This window comes from Plesiomonas sp. PI-19 (assembly GCF_021368255.1).
GTDB lineage: Bacteria > Pseudomonadota > Gammaproteobacteria > Enterobacterales > CAMTGL01 > Plesiomonas > Plesiomonas shigelloides.
The window spans coordinates 227,867-254,023 of the sequence record NZ_JAJNMQ010000002.1 but is presented as its reverse complement, the minus strand read 5'-3'; the positions used below and the strand labels follow the sequence as shown (position 1 = coordinate 254,023).

General features: G+C 51.2%; 22 protein-coding genes. 17 read left to right on the top strand and 5 right to left on the bottom strand.

Annotated features, from left to right (window positions below; all coding sequences use genetic code 11):
• Positions 1-52: 52 nt before the first annotated feature.
• Both LQ901_RS16045 and LQ901_RS16040 read right to left on the bottom strand, forming a co-directional pair.
• Positions 53-1,303, bottom strand: coding sequence for a glycosyltransferase (locus tag LQ901_RS16045; protein ID WP_152136558.1), 1,251 nt, complete (start codon positions 1,301-1,303; stop codon positions 53-55).
• Complete coding sequence (locus LQ901_RS16040; RefSeq protein ID WP_218572265.1) at positions 1,288-2,100, bottom strand: acyltransferase; 813 nt, start codon at positions 2,098-2,100, stop codon at positions 1,288-1,290. Before LQ901_RS16040 ends, LQ901_RS16045 begins: the two co-directional genes overlap by 16 nt.
• Before the next feature lie 136 nt (positions 2,101-2,236).
• On the opposite strand from LQ901_RS16040, the gene LQ901_RS16035 reads away from it, so the two are divergent.
• From LQ901_RS16035 to LQ901_RS16020, 4 genes are read left to right on the top strand one after another with little or no spacing between them, the layout of a single operon-like run.
• Positions 2,237-3,556, top strand: a complete 1,320-nt coding sequence (locus LQ901_RS16035) for a lipopolysaccharide biosynthesis protein (protein ID WP_218572266.1) — start codon at positions 2,237-2,239, stop codon at positions 3,554-3,556.
• Positions 3,523-5,055, top strand: coding sequence for an O-antigen ligase family protein (locus tag LQ901_RS16030; protein ID WP_233672439.1), 1,533 nt, complete (start codon positions 3,523-3,525; stop codon positions 5,053-5,055). The genes LQ901_RS16035 and LQ901_RS16030 overlap by 34 nt, the downstream gene beginning before the upstream one ends.
• Positions 5,045-6,265 carry a glycosyltransferase family 4 protein gene (locus LQ901_RS16025; RefSeq protein ID WP_233672438.1) on the top strand — a complete coding sequence of 407 codons (1,221 nt, stop codon included), beginning with the start codon at positions 5,045-5,047 and terminating at the stop codon, positions 6,263-6,265. Before LQ901_RS16030 ends, LQ901_RS16025 begins: the two co-directional genes overlap by 11 nt.
• The gene (locus tag LQ901_RS16020; protein WP_233672437.1) at positions 6,262-7,581 is read left to right on the top strand and encodes a glycosyltransferase; all 1,320 of its coding nucleotides are present in this window, start codon (positions 6,262-6,264) and stop codon (positions 7,579-7,581) included. The genes LQ901_RS16025 and LQ901_RS16020 overlap by 4 nt, the downstream gene beginning before the upstream one ends.
• A gap of 11 nt (positions 7,582-7,592) precedes the next feature.
• Here the strand turns inward: LQ901_RS16020 and LQ901_RS16015 are convergent, their stop codons facing one another.
• The gene (locus LQ901_RS16015; protein ID WP_233672436.1) at positions 7,593-8,663 is read right to left on the bottom strand and encodes a glycosyltransferase family 4 protein; all 1,071 of its coding nucleotides are present in this window, start codon (positions 8,661-8,663) and stop codon (positions 7,593-7,595) included.
• 339 nt (positions 8,664-9,002) lie between these two features.
• Here LQ901_RS16015 and LQ901_RS16010 point away from each other — a divergent pair, with 339 nt between their 5' ends.
• The 6 genes from LQ901_RS16010 to LQ901_RS15985 all read left to right on the top strand — a co-directional run bounded on the left by LQ901_RS16010 (position 9,003) and on the right by LQ901_RS15985 (position 16,419).
• Positions 9,003-10,016 (top strand): arginase family protein, encoded by a 1,014-nt coding sequence (locus tag LQ901_RS16010; RefSeq protein WP_233672435.1) that lies wholly within the window; start codon positions 9,003-9,005, stop codon positions 10,014-10,016.
• Between the two features lie 97 nt (positions 10,017-10,113).
• On the top strand, positions 10,114-11,769 hold the full coding sequence (locus LQ901_RS16005) for a sensor histidine kinase (protein ID WP_036769542.1): 1,656 nt from the start codon (positions 10,114-10,116) through the stop codon (positions 11,767-11,769).
• Positions 11,763-12,563, top strand: coding sequence for a LytTR family DNA-binding domain-containing protein (locus tag LQ901_RS16000; RefSeq protein ID WP_230433214.1), 801 nt, complete (start codon positions 11,763-11,765; stop codon positions 12,561-12,563). Before LQ901_RS16005 ends, LQ901_RS16000 begins: the two co-directional genes overlap by 7 nt.
• A 130-nt stretch (positions 12,564-12,693) precedes the next feature.
• Complete coding sequence (locus tag LQ901_RS15995) at positions 12,694-13,914, top strand: MFS transporter (protein WP_172534779.1); 1,221 nt, start codon at positions 12,694-12,696, stop codon at positions 13,912-13,914.
• Positions 13,915-14,816: 902 nt separating this feature from the next.
• Complete coding sequence (locus LQ901_RS15990; protein WP_152135614.1) at positions 14,817-15,674, top strand: MBL fold metallo-hydrolase; 858 nt, start codon at positions 14,817-14,819, stop codon at positions 15,672-15,674.
• A gap of 82 nt (positions 15,675-15,756) precedes the next feature.
• Positions 15,757-16,419: a DsbA family protein gene (locus LQ901_RS15985; RefSeq protein ID WP_152136562.1), complete on the top strand. Its 663-nt coding sequence runs from the start codon at positions 15,757-15,759 to the stop codon at positions 16,417-16,419.
• Between the two features lie 137 nt (positions 16,420-16,556).
• Here LQ901_RS15985 and ugpQ read toward each other — a convergent pair whose 3' ends face one another.
• Positions 16,557-17,315, bottom strand: a complete 759-nt coding sequence (ugpQ, locus tag LQ901_RS15980) for a glycerophosphodiester phosphodiesterase (RefSeq protein WP_152135612.1) — start codon at positions 17,313-17,315, stop codon at positions 16,557-16,559.
• Positions 17,316-18,662: 1,347 nt separating this feature from the next.
• On the opposite strand from ugpQ, the gene LQ901_RS15975 reads away from it, so the two are divergent.
• Positions 18,663-19,760, top strand: a complete 1,098-nt coding sequence (locus LQ901_RS15975) for a YdcF family protein (protein WP_152135611.1) — start codon at positions 18,663-18,665, stop codon at positions 19,758-19,760.
• Between the two features lie 91 nt (positions 19,761-19,851).
• Here LQ901_RS15975 and LQ901_RS15970 read toward each other — a convergent pair whose 3' ends face one another.
• Entirely contained in the window at positions 19,852-20,337 is a 486-nt protein-coding gene (locus LQ901_RS15970; RefSeq protein WP_233672434.1) for a PACE efflux transporter, read from the bottom strand.
• A 138-nt stretch (positions 20,338-20,475) separates the two neighbouring features.
• Here LQ901_RS15970 and LQ901_RS15965 point away from each other — a divergent pair, with 138 nt between their 5' ends.
• The 6 genes from LQ901_RS15965 to mltB all read left to right on the top strand — a co-directional run bounded on the left by LQ901_RS15965 (position 20,476) and on the right by mltB (position 26,115).
• A complete protein-coding gene (locus LQ901_RS15965; RefSeq protein ID WP_152135609.1) occupies positions 20,476-21,366 on the top strand; it encodes a LysR family transcriptional regulator in 891 nt (296 codons plus the stop codon).
• A gap of 145 nt (positions 21,367-21,511) precedes the next feature.
• Positions 21,512-22,390: a formate dehydrogenase accessory sulfurtransferase FdhD gene (gene fdhD / locus LQ901_RS15960; protein ID WP_233672433.1), complete on the top strand. Its 879-nt coding sequence runs from the start codon at positions 21,512-21,514 to the stop codon at positions 22,388-22,390.
• 112 nt (positions 22,391-22,502) lie between these two features.
• Entirely contained in the window at positions 22,503-22,949 is a 447-nt protein-coding gene (locus tag LQ901_RS15955) for a MauE/DoxX family redox-associated membrane protein (RefSeq protein WP_172534768.1), read from the top strand.
• Positions 22,950-22,951: 2 nt separating this feature from the next.
• Positions 22,952-23,476 (top strand): rhodanese-like domain-containing protein, encoded by a 525-nt coding sequence (locus LQ901_RS15950; protein ID WP_172534767.1) that lies wholly within the window; start codon positions 22,952-22,954, stop codon positions 23,474-23,476.
• A 259-nt stretch (positions 23,477-23,735) separates the two neighbouring features.
• The gene (locus tag LQ901_RS15945; RefSeq protein ID WP_152106137.1) at positions 23,736-24,383 is read left to right on the top strand and encodes a hypothetical protein; all 648 of its coding nucleotides are present in this window, start codon (positions 23,736-23,738) and stop codon (positions 24,381-24,383) included.
• A 649-nt stretch (positions 24,384-25,032) separates the two neighbouring features.
• Positions 25,033-26,115 carry a lytic murein transglycosylase B gene (mltB, locus tag LQ901_RS15940; protein ID WP_010863143.1) on the top strand — a complete coding sequence of 361 codons (1,083 nt, stop codon included), beginning with the start codon at positions 25,033-25,035 and terminating at the stop codon, positions 26,113-26,115.
• Positions 26,116-26,157: the final 42 nt, after the last annotated feature.

Genomic DNA, 26,157 nt, shown 5'->3' with positions numbered 1-26,157 from the left:
ATTTTTCCATTCTGGCTTATTCCATCTTGAGGGCTGTTTAGCCTGCATAGTATTACAGCCTGTCGAGAAGACGATTTAAGTCGTCAGCGCGCGCTTCCCAGCTTTGTTGGCTGACACTTTCACCGCGCGCGTGGCGAGGTTGGGTTAATGCCAGTACGGCCTCCCAATCAGGCGAGCTTTGCGCCAACCAGTCGTGAAAGGCCTGCGTATCGGGGGCATCCAGCGCCGCCTGTTGGATGGCTAGCGTAAAACGGTCGGCATCTGTGCCGACATGCACCAATTCGCGGTATCCGTCTAACGCGGGGAAATCAGTGCTGGCTACCGGTTTTTGCGCCGCCAGATATTCGCGCAGTTTTAGCGGGTTACAGGCGCGGATCTGGGCATTATCACGAAAAGGCAGCATAGACACCTGCCAATGTTGCACATAGCTTGGTAGGGCGTGATGCGGCCGTGGGCCGAGTAAAAAGATATTCGACTTACCGTGTAGTGGAGCAATATCGGTTTGAATCGGGCCGATTAAGACAAAATTCCAGTGCGGTAGGCGTTCAGCGGTTTGTGCCAGCAACTCAGTATCGATCCATTCGGAAATACTGCCATAAAATCCGGCGATGGGTTTTCCGCTAGGCAGATCGGCGGCGCGCGCCTGCGGGGTGGAAAACAGGCGGATATCCACGCCGTGTGGCAATAACTGGGTTTTATCGGCAGGGAATCGCTGCACTAACGCGGGGCTGGCGGCCAAGATCAAGTCGGCTTTTTCGGCTAACTCGCGCTCCAGCAGGCTCACTGCCGTATGGTCAACACCACTTAAAGCGGAGAAATCATCGCCACAATAATAAATCACGGCTCGTTCATTGAGCTGACCGATCAGATCAACGCCAGTGGGCAATGATAACCAGAGCACCGGCTGGCAGTCAGTCAGTTGCAGTTGTTGTAAGGTGCGCTGAATCTGGCGCCGCAATAAGCGGCGGTTGATGGCTCTGGCCCAACCCACGCCCGGTAAAGGGAGCGCCAGTGGCGCAATAACGGTGGGTTGTGGTGGTGAGTTGGGCGCAGTGGTGGCACTTGTTGTCGGAGCGGATTCAGCCTGATTCGTTGCGGGCTTCGTGGCGAATTGGTGTTGTAATAGCGCCCGCAATTTTTGCCATACACGGCGCAAATCTCGGCGGTTAAACCCTGGGCGGCGCAAGCCAATGGAATTGACCCAAATCACCGGTCGCTCGGCAGTGAGCCGTTTGATGAGATGTTGGGTGCTGCTGGGATGGGCGCCCCAGTCTTCACCAAAAACAATCAGTGGCGGGAGCATGTTGGGTCTTCCTGCGAGTAAGTTGCATTGGTGGTTGACGGCGAGGTGGTGTCAGCGTCTATTTCTTGCGCGGTGCTGCGCATAGGCTCTGACTCGGGTAAGGCGCGAATCACCTTGGCTGGAACTCCGGCGGCTAATACCCGCGCTGGTAAGTCATGGGTGACAATGCTACCGGCGGCAACTACCGTGCCCGCGCCAATACGCACGCCAGCATTAACCATCACGCCGGTGCCCAACCACACCTTGTCTTCCAAAATAATATCACCCGTTTGCTCATCGTGCTCTGGTAGACCGGCGGCTCGCTCTTCGGGGTTGAGCGGATGACCGGGGAAACCGGCCAGAAAGACTTTTCCCGCCATATATACATCATCGCCCAAAATCACTTTGCGCCCCACGGCAATGGTGGTTTGCCAGCCGATATGGCAACGATCACCAATGTGCAATTCGACCGGACGCGTGCCTTGTCGGCCGATAAACGAAGAGATACCGCTGATCTGACAATGGCTACCGATTTGGATATACAGCGGCCCGATCAATTGTGGCATGCCGCTGTAGAGATATAAGTGTGGCGCTGGTTGGGCGAGGCGGGTTTTGAACAGTGGCGTCCAGTAAAAAATGCGAGTGAACGACGCGAACGAATTTTTCAGCAGTTGATGCAGCGCATACAGCGGACGGTGAATCGCTGGGATCACCGGACAGGACCATGTGCGCAGCGCTTTGGCGGTCGACCATAAATTGCGAGCCAGTGGACTGTTACCGGCTTTGGCCCATTGACGGAGGCGCTGGACGATCATCATGCGGCATGCTCCCGAATACTGACTAATACTTAATGATTAAGCATCTTTTGCGTTTTTAGCCAGTTTCTGCAGGCGTGAATTGGCGTCTTTGGCTATAAACATAAGTATACACACTGACGTGTTTAACGGATTTTTTATGCGCATCCGACTGCCTTCCGCGTTGCAGCAAATGTTTTTTTATGGTCTTGGCCTGATCTTGATGAAAGGGATCTCCTTGATCATGCTGCCGGTTTTTACGCGCTATCTGTCGCCGGCGGAGTATGGCCAACTGGAAGTGCTGCTGGCGTTAGTCAACATCGGTACTTTATTGCTCGGGTTGGGATTAGTGGATGCGTTGTATCGTTTTGCGGGGTTAGCCGATAGTGAGGCTACGCGCCAGCAAGCCGCTGGTGTGTTATTCACCCAAACCTTGTTGATAGCACTCATTGGCTTATTGCTGTTGATGCCGTTTGCCGAACAAATTGCACACTGGCTACCGGGAAATGTGACAGCGTCACTGGTTCGTTGGACATTGCTCTCGGTGGTGTTGGAGGGTGTGATTGGCATTCCGCTGGCATGGCTGCGCATGCAGGGCATGGCGCGATTTTTTTTCCTGTGCACCGCGGGACGCGTGGTGGTGCAGGCACTGTTTATCTGGCTGAGTTTGCGCTGGGGGATGGGCGTGGAAGGCGTTGTGATGGTGGGAGCCATTACCACCTTCGGTCAAGCGCTGTTGATGGGCGGCTGGCAATGGCATAACACGGGATTGACGTGGCGAATGCGTGGTGGCATGCAGTATTTGCGCTATGGAATCCCTATTTTAGTCAGTGGGTTAGCAGGGTTCGCAGTTGCAGGCTTGGATCGCTGGTGGTTAGCTGGCGCTGCCGGTGAAACTGAGCTGGCTTACTATGCGGTAGCAGGAAAGTTTGCGTTAGCCGCAGGGCTGGTTTTACAGCCGTTTGCATTGTGGTGGTATCCCAAGCGGTTTCAATTTCTCGGTGAAACTGGTGGATTACGAAAGAATGCCGATTTTGCCGAATTAGGCGCGGCGCTTGGCTATTTATTAGCGGGCGGTGTAGGGCTGGTGGCACCTTACTTGATTTTGCTGCTGACCCCCGAGAGCTACCATCCAGCAATTAAATTGGTACCGTGGCTGGTGGCCGCGATGGCGTTAAAGACACAATCTGAATTGATGAATGTGGGTTGCTATAGCCAGCGTGATAGCCGATTACAGATGAATATCCATCTGCTATGCAGCGCGGTAGGGGTATTGGGTTATGCGTTATTGATCCCACACTTTGGCGTTGCCGGTGTCATTGCCAGTCAATTTGTGGTGAATGGGTTACGAGCAACGCTGTTTTTGTACTTTAGCCAGAAACTGTTGTATCTGCCATACCGCTGGTATGGCGTGGTGAGTGCAGCTATCGTGATGGTGGTGGCGTTATGGCTGGGCCAGAGCATACACCTGTTTCAGTAACTGACGGGCTGCGCGGTATGAAAGCCGTGGCGGCTTGCGTCCTTTTTTGTCTGCTGTCTGCGCTGCTGTGGTGGTTTGTCCCGTTGCCGGTCTTAGGGCCGGTGTTGGGTGCCGTGGTACTGGCGGTGTTGTTTGCACTGCGTTTTCCGTTTGTGGTGATGTTAGCGTTTGTCGCTTTTTCGTTTTTCCGTATCCATGAAGTGATCCCGCAGCTAAATCCACTGCGTTTACCGCAGTTGTTGGCGGTGGGCGCGTTGGCGGTATTGCTGTGGCATACCTTGATATCCAAGACGATCCGGCCATTTTGGTGCCGAGAGTTTACCTGGCTGGCGCTGTTTTTTATCTTGGTAACGATCGGCGCGCTGCTCGCTTCTAATCGTGGTGAAGCGTTAGCGGCGTGGAACGGTACCTACGTGAAAATCGTCACCATGACCTTTGCCATTGCTTGGTTGATGGAAAAACCTGCGCACTTTGCCATGGCCACGCGAGTATTCATTCTGAGTGGGCTTTTGGTGGGTTCGGTGGCGCTGTATAACAAAAGTGCCGGCATCGGATTGGTGGAGGAAACTCGCGTTACGATTGGCCGTGAATTGGGCTCGGTGTTGGGCGACCCCAATGATTTGGCGTTGGTATTGCTGTTTCCGGCCGGATTTTCTCTCGCGAGCGCGTTAGAGTCGCGAGCAGGTAAATGGGATCGCTTGCTGGGATTTGCTGGTTTTATTGTCAATCTGCTGGCGATTGTGGCTACCCAAAGCCGTGGTGGCTTACTGGGAATTTGCGCTGTGATGGGGATTTTTGCCTATCGGCGTATCAAGTCCAAAATGCTGCTCTTTTCCCTTGCCGCGATGGTGCTGCTGGTGCTGTTTGCCGTTGCAGGGATCAGCGATCGTAGCTCGGGCGGCGCGGCTGAAGAGGGTATTGATGCTTCGGCGATGGGGCGCTTATATGCGTGGGAAGCGGCGTGGGGCATGGCATTAGCGCACCCATTTCGTGGCGTCGGGTTGAATAATTTTTACTACAACTACTATTTCTACAGCCCACATTGGGATGGGCTTAATCATGCGGTGCATTCAACGTGGTTTAACGTGCTGTCGGAAACCGGTTTCCTCGGCTTTGCGGTTTTCATGTTGATGCTGTTGACCACCTTATTTCATGTCTGGCGCGTTGCGCTGAAATTAGATCGCTCCGAGCCTTATCCCGTAGCCATTGCCATTAATGGGGTGGCAGCCAGCATGGTGGGCTTTTGTGTCTCGGGCACCTTTTTAACGCAAGGTTTTACTTGGCCGGTGTATTTGCAATTGGCCTTAGCGGTGGCCGGGATCCGCGCCATAGAAAAGCATGTTGCAGAAAAGCGCGCAGAAGAAAACACGAGAGTAGAAAAAGCGATAACGAACGTGTCGGAAAAACCATCATTTACCGACCAGAGTTCCTCTTACCAGGCCAATTCACACAGTTCCACTTCGCCACCGCCAACCGGAGATCAATCCCATGGCCATTAATCTCTTATATGTGCACTACGGTGAGGAGTGGATCCGCGGTAGTGAGCGTTGCTTGCTTGATTTACTGGCGCACCTTGATCGCGCGCAGTATCGGCCCGTGGTGTGGAGTAACAGTCGTACGCTGCTTAGTGCCGTAAAAGCGCTGGGGGTCGAAACCGAATACAGCCCATTTACGCTATTAGGCGGTTGGGAGACTCCGCGTATGGATATACGGGCTAGCTGGCGTTTATACCAAGAGGGATGTCGACTACTGCAAAAACACCAGATTGCCTTGGTGCATTGCAATAGCGGCGCCCCGTGTCAGTGGATGGTGCCAGCAGCACGCACCGCAGGCGTTCCGTTATTGGCGCATTTACATGCGCGCTATCAGGCGCGTGATCGATATAGCCTGCTACTGCACCAAGTCTCGCTCGCTATCGGGGTCAGCCAACCGGTGATTGCTGGTTTGCTGGCTGACGGCATGCTCGCCCATCGATGCCGAGTGATCCCCAATGGCATTGATGCCGCGCGTTTAGCTGCGCATCCGGCGATCGATATTCGGGCGCGGTTTGCGATTGCTCCTGAGCAGTTGCTGTTGCTGTCGGTCGGCTCGCTCATTCGGCGTAAAGGCATGGATTTGCTGATTGATGCTGTGGCGCAGTTACAGGGTAACGGTTTATCGGTGGCGTTGGTGATCGTGGGGGCCGGGGAAGAGCAGGCGGCGTTGGCTGAGCAAATTGCGCGTTTACACCTACAGCAGCAGGTTTTTCTGGCCGGTGAAGACGGGCACGTGGGTGGTTGGCTACAAGGTGGTGCCGACGTATTTATCTCTGGGGCACGTGAAGAGGTATTTGGGCTGGTATTGGCTGAAGCCGGTTGGGCGGGATTACCGGTGATAGCGCCTGATGTGGGCGGGATCGCCGAGGTGGTGCTGGATCATGACACGGGGTTACTGGTTCCCGCAGACGATGTGCAGGCTTTGGCGGATAAAATCCGTGAATTACATGAAAATCCTGGGCTACGCATGCAGTTAGGTCAGCAAGGCCGAGTGCGGGTACGCGCCCAATTTTCGGTGCAGCGCTATGTGGCGGATATCAGCGCGGCCTATCAGGATTTGTTGCGTACACCGAAGAGTGCCTTGCATTGGCGTGATGGCTGGCGCTGCGCCGGGAGTTGCTTGCGCTGGCTAGGTGAGCGCGTGCAGCAGCGTTTAGGGGGAAAACCAGCATGAGCGCAAATCATGAAAGCCGAAATAATGCAGATCCAGATTTCAGCAACGCCAGCAAAAAGGGAGTAGCTCACTTGTTGTTGCTCGATCCCATCGCCTTTAATGGCGGCTCGAAAGTGGCAAATCGCGCGTTATTAGGGCTGCTCAAGGCTGATGCGAGTAACCGGCATGCAGTAAAGATAACCGTGCTGACCCGCGATCCCTCTAGCTGGCAGTCAGCGGCAGGAAATCACTTGCAAAACGATAGCGCGAATGCAGATCAAAACTCGCCCCATTGGGAAACCGTGCCGTTGTATGAATTACCGGGATGCCGTAATGCCGAATCAGGCTGGCGCTACTTTGCGCGTCATTTGTTCTTAGCGCTGCAAGTGCTGGTTCAGCGCTGCCGATTAGGGCGTCGGGCGATATTGGTGGGCGGTTCTGGGCCGGGGGTAGATTTATCGTTGTATCTCAGTGCCGTGTCATTGGGCAACGTGTGGCCGGCGGCAACCATTGTCCAACTGGTACATGGGCCGGTTGCGCCTTCACGCACTTGTGCACGTTGTTTGTTGCGCGCCAATTATGTGTTTTATGTCCCTGGTGCTGCGCCTTCGCTGCAGGCGGCGTTGCGTCGATTAGCGCCAGCGGATGCACCTACAGCGATGATAAAAAGTGATCGCGATGACAGTATTGAACGCCCGCATTGGCTGGCATTACATAACGGTCTTCCTGCGGAGCGTTGGCCATCACCGGTAATGGCGGCAGATGTAGATGCGCCAGCGTTACGTCTGTTTTGGGCGGCGTCATTGCTCAAATGGAAAGGTTTGGATGTGCTGCTGGCGGCATTGGAATCACCACAATGTGTCGCCGCTTATACGGCGCATATCTGCTTTTTGCGACCCAAAGATACGCTGTTACCGGTGACCGATGCGCCGCGCGAAGTAAATCGTGCGCCGAATGCTCAAGCGAGCACCGTGTATTGGCATGAAGCGCCGGCGGATTTAGATGCCATCCGCCGACGTTGCTCGGTGTTTGTCTCCACCAGTGAGCGTGAGCCGTTTGGGCTGTCGGTACTGGAGGCGTTAGCGGCGGGCTTGTGCGTCTTGATCCCGCAAGATGGCGCATTTTGGGATCAGCAACTGGAGCACGGCGTTAGCTGTATTAAATATCGACCGATGGATGCTGAGGATTTGGCACTGCAGCTGCAAACTTTGGCGCTAAGTCCGGCACAGATCCCAGCGATAGGGCTGCGCGGACAATCACTGGCGGCCGCGTTTCGTGCCGAGCAGACCTACGCGCCGGTGTTAGCCCTGTTGCAGCAGGCCATGGCTAATAACTAGCGGCGTACCGATTACCCGTGTAAGCGCGATGCTTGTGGCCCTAAGGCGCGTTGATATACCGCAATAATTTGCGGTAATGCCGTTTCTGGTGTGTAGTGCTGGCGAATGGTTTCCCGCGCACACTGCTGTCGCCGGCGGTATTCGGCCGTTGGTAATTGTTGCCACTCATGTAGCGCCTGACTCATGGCATTCAGATCGCCGGCCGGCAGTAACCAGCCGTTGTCACCGTGGGTAATTAAGTCACCGAGTCCACCAATCGCAAAGCTGCAAACTGGGATCCCATTGGCCATGGCTTCTAAGGCGGCCAGTGGCAGCCCTTCGGCGCGTGACGTAATGCACAGTAAATCAATCTGTGGCCAGACTTCACTCATGTCAGCGCAAAATCCATGAAATTCCACATGGCCCAGATAATCGGCCTCCAAAGCGCTGCGCATGGGGCCATCGCCATACACATGGAATTCGGCGCGTGGATGAAGTGCGGCCAGAGAGCAAAACAGATCGGGACCTTTTTCATGGCTCAGTCGCCCAACAAAGCCGACTCGAAAGGCAGGCTCCGGTTGTACTGCGGCACGTGGTGGGAGAGAGACAAAGTTGGCGATCACCGTAACCGGCGGAGGGAGGCGGCGCGCAATAGCACGGCTCACCGCAATGCGGCGGCCTAAAAAAGCGGTCGCCAGATCAATGAGGCTATACAAACGTACCCGCCCACGCCCTAAATCCCCCGAGTGAAAAGTGGATACGACTTTGCAGCCATACCAACGGCCCAGCAAGCGGCAGATGATCCCGGCTTTATAGCCGTGTGAATGTAACAGCAGTGGCGGATGGGCTTTTAATTGACGAAGGAAATCTTGGGTATTTTGGCACAATCGATAGGGGAGATTGAGCCGTTTCATGCGATTGATATTGGGGCTAGAGCCATAATCGGCCATCAGTACCACCACGGCATTTAATCCGTGACGGCGTAACTCGTCTGCCAGAATAAACACATGGTTTTCGATGCCACCGATGCTGCGGCTGTCCATGACCAACCAGATCTCACCAGATTCGGCAGGGACGGGGCTCGTGGTCAGTTGTCTTTCCATGACATGCTTTCCTTATTTCTTAACCCTCTGCTTTGTAAAGCGTAGCACCGAATTCGGTCGCTGCTTTGTTGGATAGCGTTGACACTCCATACATACATAAAACTCTTGGTCACGTTATGAGGTGGGTCACACTGCGCAGGCTGCAACTCGGGCGGCCTGTGCAGGAGGTTGGCCGCATTTTTGTGTGCGTATTGTTTCCGTCAAGCTGACAACATGGGTTGCCGTGTTAGCGTAGAACAACACTATGGGTATCGGCTAACTGTGTGGCGTGCGCGTACAAGCTAAGTCAGGCGCGTAATCGCAAAGCACACATAAACGAAAAGTGCACAGGAGGTGTGGGTGAAAATTGAATTGAGGCAGCATAAAACCACCAGTAGGTCGAGCGAGGCGCTTACCGATACGCACACCAAGCGGCGTTTTGCGCTGGTTGGCGCGCCTTTTAATCAGATGGGCTGTGTCACCACGCGCGCGAATACGGCAGCGCAATTACGTGAGTCGACAGACAGTGAGCCGGGGCTGAGCGAATGGATGGCGGTGAGAAATGCGCGCTGGGGCGCAGATATCGTCGATGCCGGTGATGTCTTACCTAGCCCTGAGGTATGGGCGCTGTTGGCACAACTGGTTGACGGTGCGCCCGATGAACGGGGCTTCAAAGATCAGGCCTTGGCGCGATATTGCGCAGATCTGCATGCGATGCTGTTAACGCAGTATCGCGCCGGTAGGGTGCCATTGACGTTGGGCGGCGATCACGCCATTGCGTTTGCCAGCGTACAAGCGGCATTGCAGTTCTATCAGCAGGAGCAGGATAAAAAAGTGGCGGTGGTCTGGGTGGATGCGCACGCCGATTGTAACCATACGCTGGATAGCAACTTGCACGGTAAGCCATTGGCGATGCTGATGAATCGCTATCCGTATCATGGTTGGTCTGTGCCTGTGGAGCGAGAGCTGGCGACTACTAATCTGTTTTATGTTGGTGTGCGCGATATGATGCCGTGTGAATACGCGCTGATCCGTGATTTGGGGATCACCTGTTTTGACATGGCGTTGATAGAGCAATTGGGCTTTGGCGAAGTCGTGCGCCGTTTGTGTCGTGAGCTGGAGCGCGATTACGATCATGTCTACCTTTCCTTTGATTATGACGCGCTGGACGGCAGTCTATTTCGCGCGTGTGCGACGCCGAATGTGGGTGGCTTGAGTGCACGCGAAGCGCTGCATCTGGTGCATTCGGTGGCCTCGTGTGCGGGATTTATCGGTGCGGATTTTGTCGAGTATTTGCCCGAGCGCGATCCTGACGCAATATCCAAAGCGCTGATGGTGAAGCTGATGGATGCAGTGTGGGGGTATCGGATTTAAGCGCGTACTCTGGCTCCTCACTGCATCTTGTTGCTGATACACTTTGCGTTTTGCACCGGTTTCACAGGAGGCTGTCGTGGGAGCCAATGATGGGGTGATGCTGTTGGCCGTGTTTGAACGCGCGGCCTTGATGCTGATGACGCTGTTTTTTCTAACGCGGGTCTGGCCGTTTCAACATCTTTTTCAAAAACAGCGCCATTCGCCGACTGAGCTAGCGTTGGTCAGTGTGCTGTTTTGCTTGTTCGCGGTATTTAGTACTTACACTGGAATTCCCGTAGAGGGTGCGCTGATTAACGTGCGCATCATCGCCGTGATCTGCGGAGGGATCCTGTTTGGCCCGTGGGTTGGCATTCCAGCTGGTGTGATCTCAGGTTTGCACCGATACCTAATTGATATTGATGGCTATACGTCATTACCGTGCCTGCTTAGCAGTATTTCGGCCGGTTTGCTGGCTACCTTGATCCACTATCGGGCGCGTAAGAGCCGGTTATGGCTGTATGGCATTTTGGCGGGGATGGCCTGTGAAGGGCTGACCATGCTGCTGATCTTGTTACTGACTAAGCCACATGCGATAGGTATTGAGATTGTCCGCAATATTGCCCTACCGATGATTTTGGGCACCGTGTGTATCGGGCTGATTATTCGCTTGGTGCAAGATTTGGATGATGAAAAAGAGCTGATTGCCGCCAAACAGGCCAAATTGGCGCTGGATGTGGCCAATAAAACCCTGCCGTTTTTCCGCGAAATCCATCGTGATGCGCTCGAACAGGTGTGCGATACCATCCGCCGAGAAATTGATGCCGATGCGGTTGCTATCACCGATACCCACGATGTGTTGGCTTATGCCGGTGCCGGCAAAGAGTATTACGAGCTCGATGATCACCACACCATCAGCAACATGACGCAGCAAGCGGTGATCTCAGGGCAAATCATCATCAATAACAATTTGCAGCGTTATCACCTGTCTGATTTTCATTCGGCAATTATTATTCCGCTGCGCGAGAATGGCGCGGTGACCGGTACGCTGAAGATTTATTATCGCCGCACTCATCGTATTACCAGCTCGCTGCGCGAAATGGCGGTGGGATTGTCACAACTTATCTCGACCCAAATGGAAGTATCGCGGATCGCTAAGCTGCAAGAAGCCACTCGCAAGGCCGAATTTACCGCATTACAAAATAAAATTAACCCGCATTTCTTATTCAATGCCTTGAATGCTATTTCCTCGCTAATTCGTATCCAGCCGCAGCGAGCACGTGAGCTGATTGCTAATCTGGCTGATTATCTGCGTTATAACTTGTCGCGCGGTGAAGAGCTCATCAATTTGAACGATGAGTTGCAGCAAGTGCGTGATTATGTCGCCATTGAGCAAGCGCGGTTTGGCGATAAGCTAACCGTTGAGTTTGATGTGGATGAGGTCGATATTCGGGTGCCAAGTTTGCTGTTGCAGCCGCTGGTGGAAAATGCCATTTTGCACGGCATTCAGCCCCGTAGCGCACCGGGAAAAGTAACGCTGGAAGTGCGGCGACTGGCTGGCGGCGTTAAAGTGGCGGTTCGGGATACCGGTTATGGCATCAGTCAGGACGTAATAGATAATCTGGCGGCTGGTACGGTCAGCAGTGATAGCATTGGTTTAACCAATGTCCATCAGCGTTTAACCCTGTTGTACGGCGCTGGGCTGCAGTTGCGGCGTTTGGAGCCGGGCACGGAAGTCTGTTTTTATTTACCTGATCCGGAGGCAAATTTATGCTAACAGCCATCATCGTTGAGGATGAATATCTGGCGCGTGAAGAGCTGGCCTATCTTATCCGGACGTACAGTAAAATTGATATCGCCGCTCAGTTTGAAGATGGGTTGGAAGCCTTTAAATACTTACAAGATCACGATGTCGATTTGGTGTTTTTGGATATTCAAATTCCATCCATTGATGGGGTGATGCTGGCAAAAAACCTGCGTAAATCCTCACATCCTCCGGAAGTGATTTTTGTGACGGCGCATAAAGAGTTTGCCGTAGACGCCTTTGAACTGGAAGCCTTCGATTACATCTTAAAGCCGTATAACGAAGCGCGCATTACCCATCTGCTGCAAAAAATCGAAGCCCGTAAAGTGCCTGCAGTAGCAAATCTTGCAGCTAATGCGGAGTCACCTGCGGCAGTTCATGTCGGTCAAGGCGCAGGGGCATCGGCTACGATGGCGGACGAAGGGATGTTACACCGTAACCAAACTGTGAATCTGGTTAAAGGTGAGCGCATTATCGTCACCCCGTGTGCGCAGATCTACTATGCTGAGGCCGATGAAAAACTGACCTATGTGTATACGCGTGATGATCGCTTTGTGATGCCAATGAGCATCAGCGAATTTATAAGTCGCTTACCGGCAGACGGGTTTTTCCGCTGTCATCGCTCGTATTGTGTGAACATCAACAAAATTCGCGAAATCGTGCCGTGGTTTAACAGCACCTATTTGATCCGTTTGCACGAGTTGAGCGCTGAAATTCCCGTCAGCCGCAGTAACATCAAAGCCTTTCGACAACTGATGCGTCTGTAATTGCATTTCATTCCTCCCGTTTTGCAGCTCATGCCTTTTATCGCCAGAGCGGGAGTTTTCCCTCGTATAGTGCCACCACTGAGAGAAGTTATCGCTTCTTACAATCATCATGGTTTATCAGGGGTGGCTTATGAGTCAGCAGCAGTTAAGTCCGCAACAGTATCAACGTACCCGAGTTCTGACACTGCTCGGTACCATTATCACGCAATTTGCCTTGGGCTCGGTGTATACCTGGAGCCTGTTCAATGCGCAGCTCTCCAGCAAGCTGGATGAGCCGGTAAGTCAGGTAGCGTTTGCCTTCGGTTTACTGAGTCTGGCGTTGGCGGTGGCCTCGTCATTGGCTGGCAAACTGCAAGAGCGCTTCGGTGTGCGTAAGGTGACTTTGGGGTCCGGCCTGCTGTTAGGTTTGGGATTTTTCCTCACCGCCCATGCTAGCAATCTGATGATGCTGTATCTGTGCGCCGGTATTTTGGTGGGTTTTGCTGACGGTACGGGCTACCTGATGACGCTGTCGAACTGTGTGAAATGGTTCCCTGAGCGTAAGGGGCTGATTTCCGCCTGCGCTATTGGTGCGTATGGGTTGGGCAGTTTGGGCTTTAAATACATTAACTTATTGCTGCTTTCTAGCACCGGTCTAGAAAATACCTTCAAGATGTGGGGATTACTGGCGATGGTGCTGGTGATGCTGGGGGCGCTGTTAATGAAAGATGCACCCGCGCGCCAAGAATCAGCTGGCACGCAACAAGCTCATGATTTTACGCTGGCACAAGCGATGCGTAAGCCGCAGTACTGGATGCTGGCGTTAATGTTTCTAACTGCCTGCATGAGTGGTTTGTATGTCATTGGCGTGGCCAAAGATATCGGCGAGAAAATGGTGAACCTGCCTGCCGTTGTGGCCGCCAATGCCGTGGCGGTGATTGCGATGGCGAACTTGGGTGGCCGTTTGGTGCTGGGCATTTTATCTGACCGTATGCCGCGCATTCGTGTGATTTCGTTGGCACAAGTGATTACGCTGGCGGGAATGGCTCTGCTGCTGTTTGTACCACTGAATGCCAACTTGTTCTTTGCTGCTGTTGCCTGCATAGCCTTTAGCTTTGGTGGCACTATTACGGTCTATCCGTCTTTGGTCAGTGATTTCTTTGGCTTAAATAACCTGACCAAGAACTACGGGGTGATTTATCTGGGTTTTGGTCTGGGTAGCATTATCGGCTCAGTGGTGGCGTCGTTGTTTGGCGGCTTTATGGCGACCTTCTACCTGATTCTGGCACTGCTGGTGGTGGCGTTGGGGATGTCGCTGACTATCCGTCATCCGCTGGCAACCCAGCATCAGCAGCAGATGGAGTTAAGCTAAGTTGGCTATTTTGTAGGGAAGCAGAAATTTGCCATCAAATGCCAACCTCGTAATAGCAGACATCAAGCATAAAAAAAACAAACACAAAAAAAGGCTGCGTAGGCAGCCTTTCTCATTGATGCTCGGAATTGCTTTTATCCGCAGATAACCGAGATCAGCGCGTTCTCTTACAGGGATGTAAACACCGCCCAAGTCCCTCCGGTGACGACAACCCAAAATACCGCCAATTTGATTAACTCTTTCATGTTGCCCTCCCTGCCTGATGTTTTCAGGTTTCATCCATTAATTGTGTCACTCCCTTGGCTTATCGCACCGCATTGACGTAGCTCGAAATGGGTTCCTTGCGATAGGCCTCTCAAGTGTTATACCACTTATTTTCAGTCAGTTGCTGTTTGTGGCACGAATATAATGGCGACGCGATCGCAAAACCCATGTTTAGTGCAAATTTCGCGCTGACATTGTGATTTTGTGATCGCGCTAGTATCAAAAATTTCTAGAACTGCGGGGCGGATAACGTTGCGCATCGCTCGTGTACAAATTTACATATAGTCGAACTCTGTTACCCTCCGTTGCGTAAAGATGCAGCCCACTTAATGCAACTCGATGCATTGCTGGTGATAATTTGCAGCCTTGCGATCGGGATGGAGGTGACATGCTAAACCGGATAATTGTATTTGTGCTGATCTGCTATTTTTTCGACTTTGCCGATTTTTTCCTGTCTGACGTATTTAATGGCATTGCGCGCAGCATGATGGCATCGGTGTTGTTCTAGGTAGCGTTTTTTTCTTTCTATTTGCTCGATTTGCGCAACAGAGTTGTGCTTTTTAGGCTGTTTTTGTCCTTATCACGAATCAATACACTGCATGCATCCCAATTAAGGCGTAAACAAGGAAAACGGAATCATGCGTAAAACAACAATGTTGATGAGTGGGGCGGCGTTAATGGCAGCAACAAACTTGCAGGCGGCACCGCTGACAGTAGCTGTGTATAACCCAGGCAAAAATGCGATTTTCCCTGTTTCTTCAGAGCTTATCAGCGGCGAGCATGAAGCGATTTTGGTTGATGCGCAGTTTTCCGTGCAAGACGGACAAGCGCTGGTGGATATGATTCGTCAAAGCGGTAAGAAGCTCAAAGCGGTGTACATCAGTGGGGGTGATCCTGACTATTACTTTGGTTTGCAAGCGGTGCGAGCCGCGTTCCCCGATGTGCCTGTGCTAGCCAGTGCCCATGTCACTGAGCATATTAAAGCCACCCATGCGACCAAATTAGCCTATTGGGGCCCGATTTTAGGCCAAGGCGCACCGGCGCAAGTGACAGTGCCACAGGTGCTGAATGACGACTATCTGACCGTTGACGGTGAGCGCATTGAAATTCGTGAGCTGAATACGCCAAACGCCTATTTGTGGCTACCACAAACCAAGACCGCGCTCGGCGGCGTATTGGTGACCGCAGGACAACATGTCTGGATGGCCGATAGCCAAACACCTGCTGCCCGTGCCGAGTGGGTAGCGGCGCTCAATCGCTTGCTGGCATTGTCGCCAGAGCGTGTGATCCCTGGGCATTTCTTGGGGCAGGTACCGAGTGGAACAGATGCGGTGACGTTTACCCGTGATTATATTCAGCGCTTTGAGCATAACTTAACCGAGGTCAAAGGCTCTGCGGCGTTGATGCAGGCGATGCAAAAAGCGTATCCGGCACTGCCAGTGGACGATGGGTTAGCGATTGGCTCTAAAGTTGCTACCGGTGAGATGAAGTGGTAATGCCGAAAAGTCGGCCAGTATGGGCGTGGGGTGTGAATAGCGCAACACGCTTGTACTTAGCATGCGGCCAGTGGAGGAAAAGATGAGTCGAGCTGTCGTGCATTATATCTACGATCCGTTATGTGGCTGGTGCTATGGCGCCGCGCCGTTAATCGACGTGTTGCATCAGATGCCGGAAATACAGATTTGCCTGCATGCGGGCGGATTGTGGACGTCGGATAATCGGCCGGTAATGGGGGAGGCGCTGCGCGATTATGTGCGCCCACATGATGAGCGCATCACTGAGTTGACCGGTCAGCCGTTTGGCGCTGCCTATTTCAATCACTTGCTGCTGGATAGTAACCATCGTTTGGATTCAGAACCACCAATCCGCGCGATTTTAGCCGTGCAACAGCTGCAAGGCGATGGTGTACAGATGCTGTCGCGCATTCAGCAAACGCATTATCGTGATGGCGTATGGGTTGGCGATCCTGCGCGTTTAGCCTTATTGGCCGCAGAGCAAGGTATCGTATTGAGAGATTTTGAACAGGCTTACCAGCAGGTAGCGTGGCAAGAGCATGTGGCCGAAAGCCGAGCATGGTTGGCGCGCTTACAGGGGCAAGGCTTTCCAACCGTGGGTATCGAAATTGCCAATCAACTGATTGTATTGCCGATTAGCCGTTATTTTGGCAATCCACAAGGTTGGCAACACGAAGTTCGTCGTTTAATTGGACTTCCTAGTGGCATGGTGTCGTCATCAATCTAATGACATCAATCTAGCACTATCAATGTAACGACAGCGAAGGGGACCGCGATAGACACGGTCCCCTTTGTTTAACCGGCGTTGCGGCTAAGTGTGACTCTTAGCCGCAACACCGATGAGAGTGAATGTTACGGATAGTATTACACGTGAAAATCCGGCCCAATCAGATCGATACGGTCGGTACAAATGCTATCCACGCCCCACTCAAGTAACTCTTTCGCGCGTTGTGGTTGGTTTACGGTATACACCATCACATACAAGCCGGCGTCTTTCAGCTGTTTAACCCGTGCTTCGGTCAGTGCATGGTGATCGATGTGCAGGGAAATACATTCCAGTTCGCTGGTCAACACTGGCCAGTTTTCATCCCACGCTTCCAACAGTAATCCACGCGGCAATTCCGGCGCAGCAAGTTTTGCTGCCGCTAATGCCTCTACAGAGAAGGAGGAGAGCAGCGGTGGAATGGGCTGTCCGGCCCACAAGGTTTGTACGGCGCGAGCTACATCGGTACCGGTTTGCTGTTCTTGACCGGTAGTCGGTTTGATTTCCACGTTGGCCAGCATGTGGTGCTGGAAACAACGCTGCGCGACTTCGCTTAATAGCGGTAGTGGCTCATGGCGAAAGGCGTGGCTAAACCAACTGCCGGCATCCAGCTTGTGTAGCTGCTCCCAGGTCAGTAAACCGGCCACTCCCCAGCTATTGGTGGTGCGATCCAGCGTATCATCGTGCAGTAAGAAAGGTTGTAGATCGCGTGAGAGCTTAACGTCAAACTCAATCATGGTGTGACCATAGCGCGCGCCGGTATCAATGGCGGCTAAGGTATTCTCTGGTGCCAGTTTACCGCCACCGCGGTGAGCTATGATGGTTGGGTATGGCCAATTGGTTGATCGTTCACTTTGCATAATGACTTCTCACTCTAGGCATCAGGGGGCAGGGTGCGGCGCATATGTGTCGCCGGTTATTGTTGCGGCACTCTGGTGTATCAGTATATGCCGTAGGTCTGTGCTGGATGCCGGTTTTGTTTAGTTCAGTGTGGTTCATTGTAGTTTTACGGTCGAGCGAAAACAGTACATGTAAGCATAAGCAGCGCGATAAATATGTAAAAAAATCTACCCGCATAGCGCAATATGGCCATAATTGCACTTGGGGTGCAATGCAGAAGATAGCGAGTAGTCAGGTGATGTAACTGTGGCGTGATTGGGCGCAAGTGAAAGGATTGAGAGGGAACTTGGGTAAGAAGAACAAAAATAATAGCGATAGGTGAAATGGCTTATTTGTTACCGTGGTTATTATTTTATTGTTCGTGGGATTGATAGGTAATTAAGTGGTTGCTGCGATGTGTGAATTGTTAATTTGATACCGGTAACATCGAGCCTTTTTTAGAGAGTTTACATAATTATCTGGATATAAGGGACAAGGAACATTTTTTCAAACAGATATTCAGCGATCATTCCCAGCCCGATAAATAAAACCAGCCAGAGCAGGTTTTTGAATAAATACTGTGGTTTAAATAGGTCAAACGTCCGGCTGACTATTTTCTTTAACATCAGTGCAACGGCCTTGATAGGGAAGACCTCTGAATTATGCAAATCATTGTCTAGTATATCAATTGAAAATGCGATCAATTTCAATATCTGTGAGTCTAATCATAGTATTTTTCACTGTGATTCATGAATGCTTGACGCGTAAATTACGAATTTGCAATCAATGTTATAAGTGATAATAACCACTGAGGTGCATAATTTAACATTTTATTGTGCATAATTAAGCTTCTGTTTTAAAACGTTTACTTCCAAATATACATCATGGCCTGCCCATTTTTACTTGGTTATATTGATATGACTAATTAAGTTCACTGCCAGTTTTACCCTCTTATTTTCCTTTCCTTTCCTTTCGTTGGCGTGAAGATATGATGCTTTATTTTCTTAGGCTAACCAAGATAGCGCGAGTATCGGCTCATTTTGTTTAGTCGAGAGACAGCCAGTGATGAGAATTAAAGTAAGTTAAAGAAGCGATTGTTTTGGTGGCCAGTGTCGATTGCCTTATCAAGACAGTATTGCATACTTATGCGTGGACGCAATGATCACTAAATGGTAGGAGAAAATCAATAATAACAAAGTGTTCTATTAATGGTGGAGCTTTAATCGGTACATCTAATCAACGAGCAGAAGGTAAAGCGTGATCCGATAAACATCCAGCCAAGGGATATTCTTATATTCTGAGAGGGTCATGATTATAAGGAGAGTAATATGAAAAATAAGACACGCAGTCTGCTCGCTCTTTCCCTTGCTGTCGCATTAGTTTCTCCGACTTTTTCTGCGTTTTCTGCTACCGAGGCATTACAGCCACAGGCCAAATATGCTGAGTTAGTAACGCAACGTCAGGTTGTTGACCAATTATTACAGCAGGCTGTAGATGCCTTTAAATCTCCGGCGCGTGTTTCTCACGCCGGCTTTACGGCTAAATTACCTAGCAATATGGAGATAGTGGCGGACCGTTTACTGTCTGCCTATAAGCTAGAGCCGTATCGTGCTGATTTACTGTTCAGTGCCGCAAATGCCTACATCTATAATAAAGATGTGGATCAGGCGATTGCCATTTTCAATCGGATCCTCGATTTAGCCCCCGATGATCTGGATGCGCATATCTATCTGGCCACGTGGCAACGTTTTAAAGGTAACGAAGCTGAGGTGGATAAGCATCTATCGCGTTTGAAAGCGTTGAATCCGGCCCGTTACCAAAAAGTGCAAGATCTGTTTGTGGTGGTGGACAAGGTCAGCAAAATGCCTATTCGTGATCAGCTTCCGCAGCCGTTAGGAGCAGATTCAGCGATTGTGGTCTTAGGCTATGCACTAAACCCAGATGGTTCGATGCATGATGTATTGATACAGCGCCTGCAAAAAACATTGGTGCTGGCCAAGCAAAGCCCGCAGGCATTGATTGTGGTTACCGGTGGTGTGCCGCAAAACAACCAAACCGAAGCACGTTTGATGCAAGAGTGGTTAGTTAAGCAAGGTATTGATGCGAAACGCATTGTGCAAGACAACTATGCCACATCCACCGTTGATAATGCCCTCTATAGCCGCTACGCCTTGACTCAACATCGCATTAAGCATGCTGTACTGCTCAGTTCCGGTAGCCATGTGCGCCGTGGTCAAGCGTTGCTGGAAATCGCGACATGGGAAACCGGGCCACAGGGGATTACCTTCGAGTCAGTCGCCGCGCTGGATAAGCCACTGGCCGAGCTGCAAAAAGTGTCCGATGGTGATTTGCTGGGTATTTACCGCGATGCGCTACGCGTGATGGGGATGTGGAGTTTCCGCAGTGCCCCATTATTAGAGCGTTAATCGCACTTGGCATGCTGCTGGCATGATTGACGTATGAGCAAAACCGGTGCCGTGTTGATGTATACAGGGTCACCGGTTTTTTATTCCCTGATTATAATACGGATGCTTTTTCGTGCGTTACGGGTTCGTCGACCGTTATTGTGGCAGTTGCAGTTGCAGTTGCAGCGGCTGGGATAGGGAACATGCGATCATAGGCCCAGTTATAGAAAAACGCGTACACCAGATAAAAGATCACAAAGCCCATATCCAGCACAAATGCCTGTTTTAGTGAAATCTGTAACCACCAAGCAATCAATGGCAGAACAAACAGCAACAAGCCGGCCTCAAATACCAACGTATGTAAGACCCGCTCCGGCAAGCTCTTTTGCGTGCGTCCCAACACCTTTTGCATCAGTTTATCGACCAGCAGGTTATAGACATAATTCCATGCGGTGGCGATCACCGACAACATGATAGCAAGCTTGCCTAATTCCAGTAATTGCATTCCCATCACCCAACTGGCGATTAGCGGGCAAAGCATAAGGCCAATGAGTTCAAAACCAATAGCGTGACGTAAACGATCGGAGCCTGTGCGCATAGTATTTTCTCTTTCTGGTTAGCGATGTGGCTGCTAATCTATCGTTTAAAATGCATAGTTGTTAGTTAGATACTATCGTTAAAATAGATAGATTGGCTATTTCTTGTGAAACAAGCACATCGGTATATGGAGCGCGGCATGAACATGACACTGGAGCAACTGCGCTGTCTGCAAGCCGCCGCCGAGTGTGGCTCTTTCTCGGCCGCCGCGCGGCGTTTGGGTAAAGCGCAATCGGTGGTGAGTACCACTATTTCGAATTTAGAAATTGATCTGGGTGTGCAACTCTTTGATCGCCGTGCGCGTAATCCGGCACTCACCGCGGCCGGTGAACGGTTACTCCAGCAAGCGCGCGGTATATTAAATCAGTGCGATCGGTTTACTGCGCTAGCCGGTGAATTGGCCGCCGGCGTCGAGAGTCGCCTGACATTGGCAGTGGATGATGACTCGCTATTGCCGAAATTGGGCTCATTGCTGGAAGCTTTTGCTTTGCGCTTTCCCGATGTTGAATTAGAACTGTTATTTCCCGTGATGGAAGACCTAACGGATATGCTGCTCAGCGGCAGAGCACAGTTGGGGATCAGCTATGAACAGCCCAACCCACACTCGACGCTTAGCTGTGTGCCTGTAGGGCAAATCCGCCTACCGCTGGTGTGTGCGCCATCACACCCGCTCGCGCAGCGTACCTCACTTAGCCAAAGTGATTTGCAAGGCGCACGGCAGTTGATGGTGGCAGCTCGGCGTGAAGGGGAAATTCGCCATCGCTTTCGTCTTTCACCACAAGTGTGGTGGGTGGAAGGGGATTGGGCAGTGTTAGAGTTGGTGAAGCGCGGACTCGGCTGGGCGGCCGTACCGGAGTTTTTACTGGGTAGCGCGCTGGCAAAAGGCGAGGTGGTGCAGTTAGAGGCTGAATGTTGGCCTTCCCCGCCGCGATTACAAATGGAGCTCTTTTGGCATCAAGGACAATCACTGGGTGTGGCTGCGCGTTGGTTGAAAGAGAGCTTGTTACAGGATTTTCTGCATTTACGTTGAGATTGGGCGTGATGCTGAATGCATTGATAGTATTATTTCGCCAACCAGACCCAACAAACTCGTAATGCTCGCTATTGAGCGCTGGTGATTCAGGGAACTGGCGAGTGCGAAAATGGCGAGTGAGAAAAACAGGGAAGACAACCGGATGGATATTGATGCTTTAACCTCGTCATCGGCGGTGGCTCTCGATGCCGGCTACACGGCCCAAATATCTAGCGCGGATAGCTCGTTTCTCGCGGGTGTCGAGCAGGTGCTCGTGAACCGCCGCGGACATTTAGCGCAAGAGACTGCGGATTTGCTGGCACAAGAAGTACCGGTCGCCCTTGTCTACAATGGTATCTCCCACGTGGTGATGATGGCTTCACCGTGCGATTTAGAGCTATTCGCGCTCGGATTTTCCTTATCGGAAGGCATTATTCGCTCTTCTGCCGATATTTACGGTATGGATATCGAGCCTAGCTGTCAGGGAATTTCAGTACATATTGAACTGTCGAGCCGCTGTTTTGCGGCGCTAAAAGCGCGTCGTCGCGCACTGGCTGGGCGCACCGGCTGTGGTATTTGTGGTACTGAGCAGCTGGCGGAAATTCATCGCGAATTGCCGCGCTTGCCGATGACCCAGCGGTTTTCTCTGTCGCAGATCGATAGCGCCTTGTCAGCCCTACGTGAAGTACAGCTAATTGGCAATTTAACCGGTTGCACGCACGCCGCCGTCTGGCTCTCTTCGCAGGGCGAATTACTCGGTGGATGTGAAGATATTGGCCGTCATGTCGCCTTAGATAAGTTGCTCGGGTTGCGTGCGCGTCAACAGTGGCAACAGGGTGTGTTGCTGGTGTCGAGTCGGGCCAGTTATGAAATGGTACAAAAAGCGGCGGCGTGTGGCGTGGAGATCTTGTTTGCGGTCTCGGCGGCGACCACGCTCGCTCGGGAAACGGCGCTGCAATGCGGGTTGACGCTGGTTTGCTTTACGCGCCCCGGACGCGCGGTGGTGCTGACCCATCCAGAGCGTTTGCAAGACGCGGTTTAGTGTGGCCTTTGGTGTTCGTGTGATTTTGATATAACGGCAGCCCCACAATTTTCTGCCAGAATGTCGAGTTTCATCTGTTATGTGATAATCACTCTCCGGTATAATCATATAAATGAGACTACTTATCCTATTTTGCCGCATCCTGTGCGGTGGTTTTTTTATTGTCAGTGCGCTGACAAAACTATCGCATCCGAGTGACTTCGCACTCACGATTGCTGCATTTGGTCTAGTGTTGCCTGCGCTAATTACCCCTATTGCATGGTTGTTGATCCTAACCGAATTGGTCGTTGGCCTTGGCGTGTTGTGTCGCCGGCAAGTTGCATTAGTTGGGATGATGGCGCTGCTGGTGGTTTTTATGGCCGTGCTGAGCTATGGCATGGCTATTGGGTTAGACATCAATTGTGGCTGTTTGGGGCAAGCCGATTTAAGTGGTTTGCCCCAGGCGCTAGGTCGCGATGCCGTTTTATTCGGTATGTGCTTGTTGATGTGGTTCAAACGCGCCTCTCGCCTAGATGCGCCAAAACACAGTAAGAGAATCAGTAAAATAACATGGAGATAACGATGAAAAAGCGTTCACTGACAGCATTGGCATTGCTGACCGTTTCGGTATTCACTGCCGGTTGCTCTGATAATAAATTTGAGCAGGAAACGGCGGCAGAGAAGCAGGCTGTTACGCTTGCCCGTGAAGCGCAGCAGGGCGGCTACCAGTTGATTACGGTGGAAGAGCTGAAAAATCGCCTGGATGGTCAACAAGATATGCTCATTATCGATACCATGCCGTACGACAGCAGCTTCAAGAAGGGCCACATTCCGGGGGCTAAAAACTTTGTGTTCGCTAAACAAGCTACCGATGGCAAAAGCTGGGCGGCGTTGACCGAAGATAATCAATCCGAACAAGCCTTCTTGGAGCTACTGGGCCCAGATAAGAGCCGCACTATTGTTATGTACTGTGGCTTTGTCGCCTGTGGTCGTAGCCATAATGCCGCTATTTGGGCAGTAAACCAAGGCTACGAAAATGTGTATCGCTTGCCAGGTGGCATTTTTGCGTGGCGTGGTGCCGGTTATCCGGTTGAAGAAGTTAAATAACCGATGTGAAATTTTAGCTTCACTAAAGCGGCAGAACGGTATTGGCACCTATGGGCGTTAAACACATTCTGCCGTTTTTTATTGCCTGTGGCATACTAAGTAAAGTATTTCGCGTAAAGCGATGTTGATCTGAAACTTGCTGTGCGATGTAAAGTCAGTATCGGCACATCAGCGAAAGAACTCACAAAATACAGCCGTTTACGTTTTCGCATTGCTCAGCTTTGTTACTGTGGATCAGTGAAATAACAAGGAGTGAGTTATGCGGAACGTGAAAACATGGATGCTGGCATCAGTGCTGATGGCCGGATGTGGTCTTTCGGTGCAAGCACAGGCTGAAGTGAATATCGGCTTTAAATATGACTACACCAAATACAGTGATTCTGGTTCTAATTACAGCGGTGATATCACGCTGAATCAATATTATGCCACGTTGGGGGCGAGTAATGAGTTCAGTGAAGCTTATCTGGCTCTGGGCGCGGCAAATCTGAAGTCTGACTATCGTGACGATGCATTGTCGATCAATGACTCACAATCTGGCTTACTCTACGGGGTGGGTACTCGTTTGTTTACGGAGTTGGAAAGCGGCTTACGCCCGAGCATTGATGTGTTCTATAGCGTCAACGATTTTGATTCGGTCAATGTGAATGCGTTCGATATTACCCCTGAGATGGGCTATGTCATCAATATGCAAAATGATATGCAGCTCATTCCCAGTGCGGGGTTGAAGTATCAACACCTGAAACTGGAATATGATCTCCCTGGCGATCTGGAAGAGTCGATCAATGCCACCAGTGGCGTGGTGGCGCTGACGTTGCAATCACAGTCTGTACCGTTGTTTGCCCGTATTGGTGGTAGCTTTGGCAGTGATATGAATACTTTTTCATTCCAGATTAACTATGGGTTTTAACTGATAGCATGTAAGTGACAACGTCACGTTAGCGGCTGGGTGAAGTGACACGCAGCTATTAATAAAATAACCGTAGATTTATTAAAAAAAAGCGACTAGCTTCGGGTAGTTGCTTTTTTTATGTCTGATTTATTGTTTATAGCGAAGTCAGCGCTTAGCAGAAAATAGGACCGATTTAATGCTGTTAAATAGGGTGCTTGTTCAAAAAGATGAATAATTGTGCTGTCGTTAATTGAAGTCATCTAAATTGGGCTAACAGCCTTGGATTAATAAGTGATGCACCTCTCAAATTACAACATGATACACGTTGTAAATACATATTTTTCTTTTGCAGGAGTATGGTTTTAGTTAATTGGCAAAGTAAAAAAAGGAACGGGTATGACGGAACAATGGAGTGTGCGAAAATCATGCGCAATTGTGATGTTGGCTGTAGCGCTGATAGCGCTGTTTTTTTACCTGAAAAGTTATCATGATATGTTTGGCATCGTTACTGACTGGGTGCTAAACACGCTGTGAACAGCTTGATGACCGGCTGAGCTTTACGTTTCATGCAAACGTACTCGCTGCTGCTTGGCACGCGGTGCTTAAGTCCTTTACAGTGTAAGACCAACCGTAATTATCGTTATTAGATCGGGTTAACGGAAACTCAATGCGTAAACTAGCTGCGCTGCTGCCGCTGGTACTGGTTCTCAGTGCTTGTAGCAGCAAGAATATCGAGCCGGAAACGGCGGCTGAAGCGTTAAAAAAACACAATTCCGGTGGTTTTGTTTTACAACCGGAGCATACGCTGTATCTGGAAAATGGCGATTATGCCTATAACCCAGCGACTGGGCAGTTCATCGACAAAATGGTGCGTGAGCATGGTTTTGATCGCCAGCAACTGGAAAGTGTCATGTCACAGACCAAGCGTCTGGACTATGTGCTGCGCCTGATGGATCAGCAAGCGCCGACAAAACGCCCGCCGAGTGGGCCAAACGGTGCATGGCTGCGTTATCGCGGTAAGTTTATTACCCCAGATAACGTGCAAAATGGTGTGCAGTTCTGGAACCAATACCAGGCCGAGCTCAAACGTGCCGAAGCTGTGTATGGCGTACCGCCAGAAATCATTGTCGGTATCATCGGTGTTGAGACGCGTTGGGGTCGGGTGATGGGCAAAACGCGCATTATCGATGCCTTATCCACACTGGCCTTTTCCTATCCACGTCGCGCCGAGTATTTCAGTGCCGAGTTAGAAACTTTCTTGCTGATGGCGCGTGAAGAAGGCAAAGATCCACTGACTTTAAAAGGCTCGTTTGCTGGGGCGATGGGCTACGGTCAGTTTATGCCATCAGCCTTCCAAAACTATGCCGTAGATGGTAATGGCGATGGACATGTTGACCTGTGGGATCCGGTGGACGCGATTTTCAGCGTCGCCAACTATTTCCGCGGTTATGGCTGGACGCCAGGCGCGCCAGTGGCGATCCCTGCCAGTGGCCAAGCACCAGATTTAGACCACGGTTTTAAAACGCGCTACCCAGTTAGCACATTAAACCAAGCAGGCTTGACGCCAAATGGCTCGTTACAGGGTCACAAAGAAGCCAGCTTACTGCGCCTTGATGTGGGCAGTGGTTATCAGTATTGGTATGGATTACCGAATTTCTACACGATTACGCGTTATAACCACAGTACGCATTATGCCATGGCCGTATGGCAATTGGGTGAGGCGGTTGGCCGGCAGGCACGCCAGCAATAATCGGCTTTAATGAAATAGGCAGGATGTGTTTCGCATCCTGCC

What these genes read in the sequence shown, in the direction of transcription:
- LQ901_RS16045 (WP_152136558.1), bottom strand. Translation starts at nt 1,303, where the DNA reads ATGCTCCCGCCACTGATTGTTTTTGGTGAAGACTGGGGCGCCCATCCC.
- LQ901_RS16040 (WP_218572265.1), bottom strand. Translation starts at nt 2,100, where the DNA reads ATGATGATCGTCCAGCGCCTCCGTCAATGGGCCAAAGCCGGTAACAGT.
- LQ901_RS16035 (WP_218572266.1), top strand. Translation starts at nt 2,237, where the DNA reads ATGCGCATCCGACTGCCTTCCGCGTTGCAGCAAATGTTTTTTTATGGT.
- LQ901_RS16030 (WP_233672439.1), top strand. Translation starts at nt 3,523, where the DNA reads ATGGCTGGGCCAGAGCATACACCTGTTTCAGTAACTGACGGGCTGCGC.
- LQ901_RS16025 (WP_233672438.1), top strand. Translation starts at nt 5,045, where the DNA reads ATGGCCATTAATCTCTTATATGTGCACTACGGTGAGGAGTGGATCCGC.
- LQ901_RS16020 (WP_233672437.1), top strand. Translation starts at nt 6,262, where the DNA reads ATGAGCGCAAATCATGAAAGCCGAAATAATGCAGATCCAGATTTCAGC.
- LQ901_RS16015 (WP_233672436.1), bottom strand. Translation starts at nt 8,663, where the DNA reads ATGGAAAGACAACTGACCACGAGCCCCGTCCCTGCCGAATCTGGTGAG.
- LQ901_RS16005 (WP_036769542.1), top strand. Translation starts at nt 10,114, where the DNA reads ATGCTGTTGGCCGTGTTTGAACGCGCGGCCTTGATGCTGATGACGCTG.
- LQ901_RS16000 (WP_230433214.1), top strand. Translation starts at nt 11,763, where the DNA reads ATGCTAACAGCCATCATCGTTGAGGATGAATATCTGGCGCGTGAAGAG.
- LQ901_RS15995 (WP_172534779.1), top strand. Translation starts at nt 12,694, where the DNA reads ATGAGTCAGCAGCAGTTAAGTCCGCAACAGTATCAACGTACCCGAGTT.
- LQ901_RS15990 (WP_152135614.1), top strand. Translation starts at nt 14,817, where the DNA reads ATGCGTAAAACAACAATGTTGATGAGTGGGGCGGCGTTAATGGCAGCA.
- LQ901_RS15985 (WP_152136562.1), top strand. Translation starts at nt 15,757, where the DNA reads ATGAGTCGAGCTGTCGTGCATTATATCTACGATCCGTTATGTGGCTGG.
- ugpQ (WP_152135612.1), bottom strand. Translation starts at nt 17,315, where the DNA reads ATGCAAAGTGAACGATCAACCAATTGGCCATACCCAACCATCATAGCT.
- LQ901_RS15975 (WP_152135611.1), top strand. Translation starts at nt 18,663, where the DNA reads ATGAAAAATAAGACACGCAGTCTGCTCGCTCTTTCCCTTGCTGTCGCA.
- LQ901_RS15970 (WP_233672434.1), bottom strand. Translation starts at nt 20,337, where the DNA reads ATGCGCACAGGCTCCGATCGTTTACGTCACGCTATTGGTTTTGAACTC.
- LQ901_RS15965 (WP_152135609.1), top strand. Translation starts at nt 20,476, where the DNA reads ATGAACATGACACTGGAGCAACTGCGCTGTCTGCAAGCCGCCGCCGAG.
- fdhD (WP_233672433.1), top strand. Translation starts at nt 21,512, where the DNA reads ATGGATATTGATGCTTTAACCTCGTCATCGGCGGTGGCTCTCGATGCC.
- LQ901_RS15955 (WP_172534768.1), top strand. Translation starts at nt 22,503, where the DNA reads ATGAGACTACTTATCCTATTTTGCCGCATCCTGTGCGGTGGTTTTTTT.
- LQ901_RS15950 (WP_172534767.1), top strand. Translation starts at nt 22,952, where the DNA reads ATGAAAAAGCGTTCACTGACAGCATTGGCATTGCTGACCGTTTCGGTA.
- LQ901_RS15945 (WP_152106137.1), top strand. Translation starts at nt 23,736, where the DNA reads ATGCGGAACGTGAAAACATGGATGCTGGCATCAGTGCTGATGGCCGGA.
- mltB (WP_010863143.1), top strand. Translation starts at nt 25,033, where the DNA reads ATGCGTAAACTAGCTGCGCTGCTGCCGCTGGTACTGGTTCTCAGTGCT.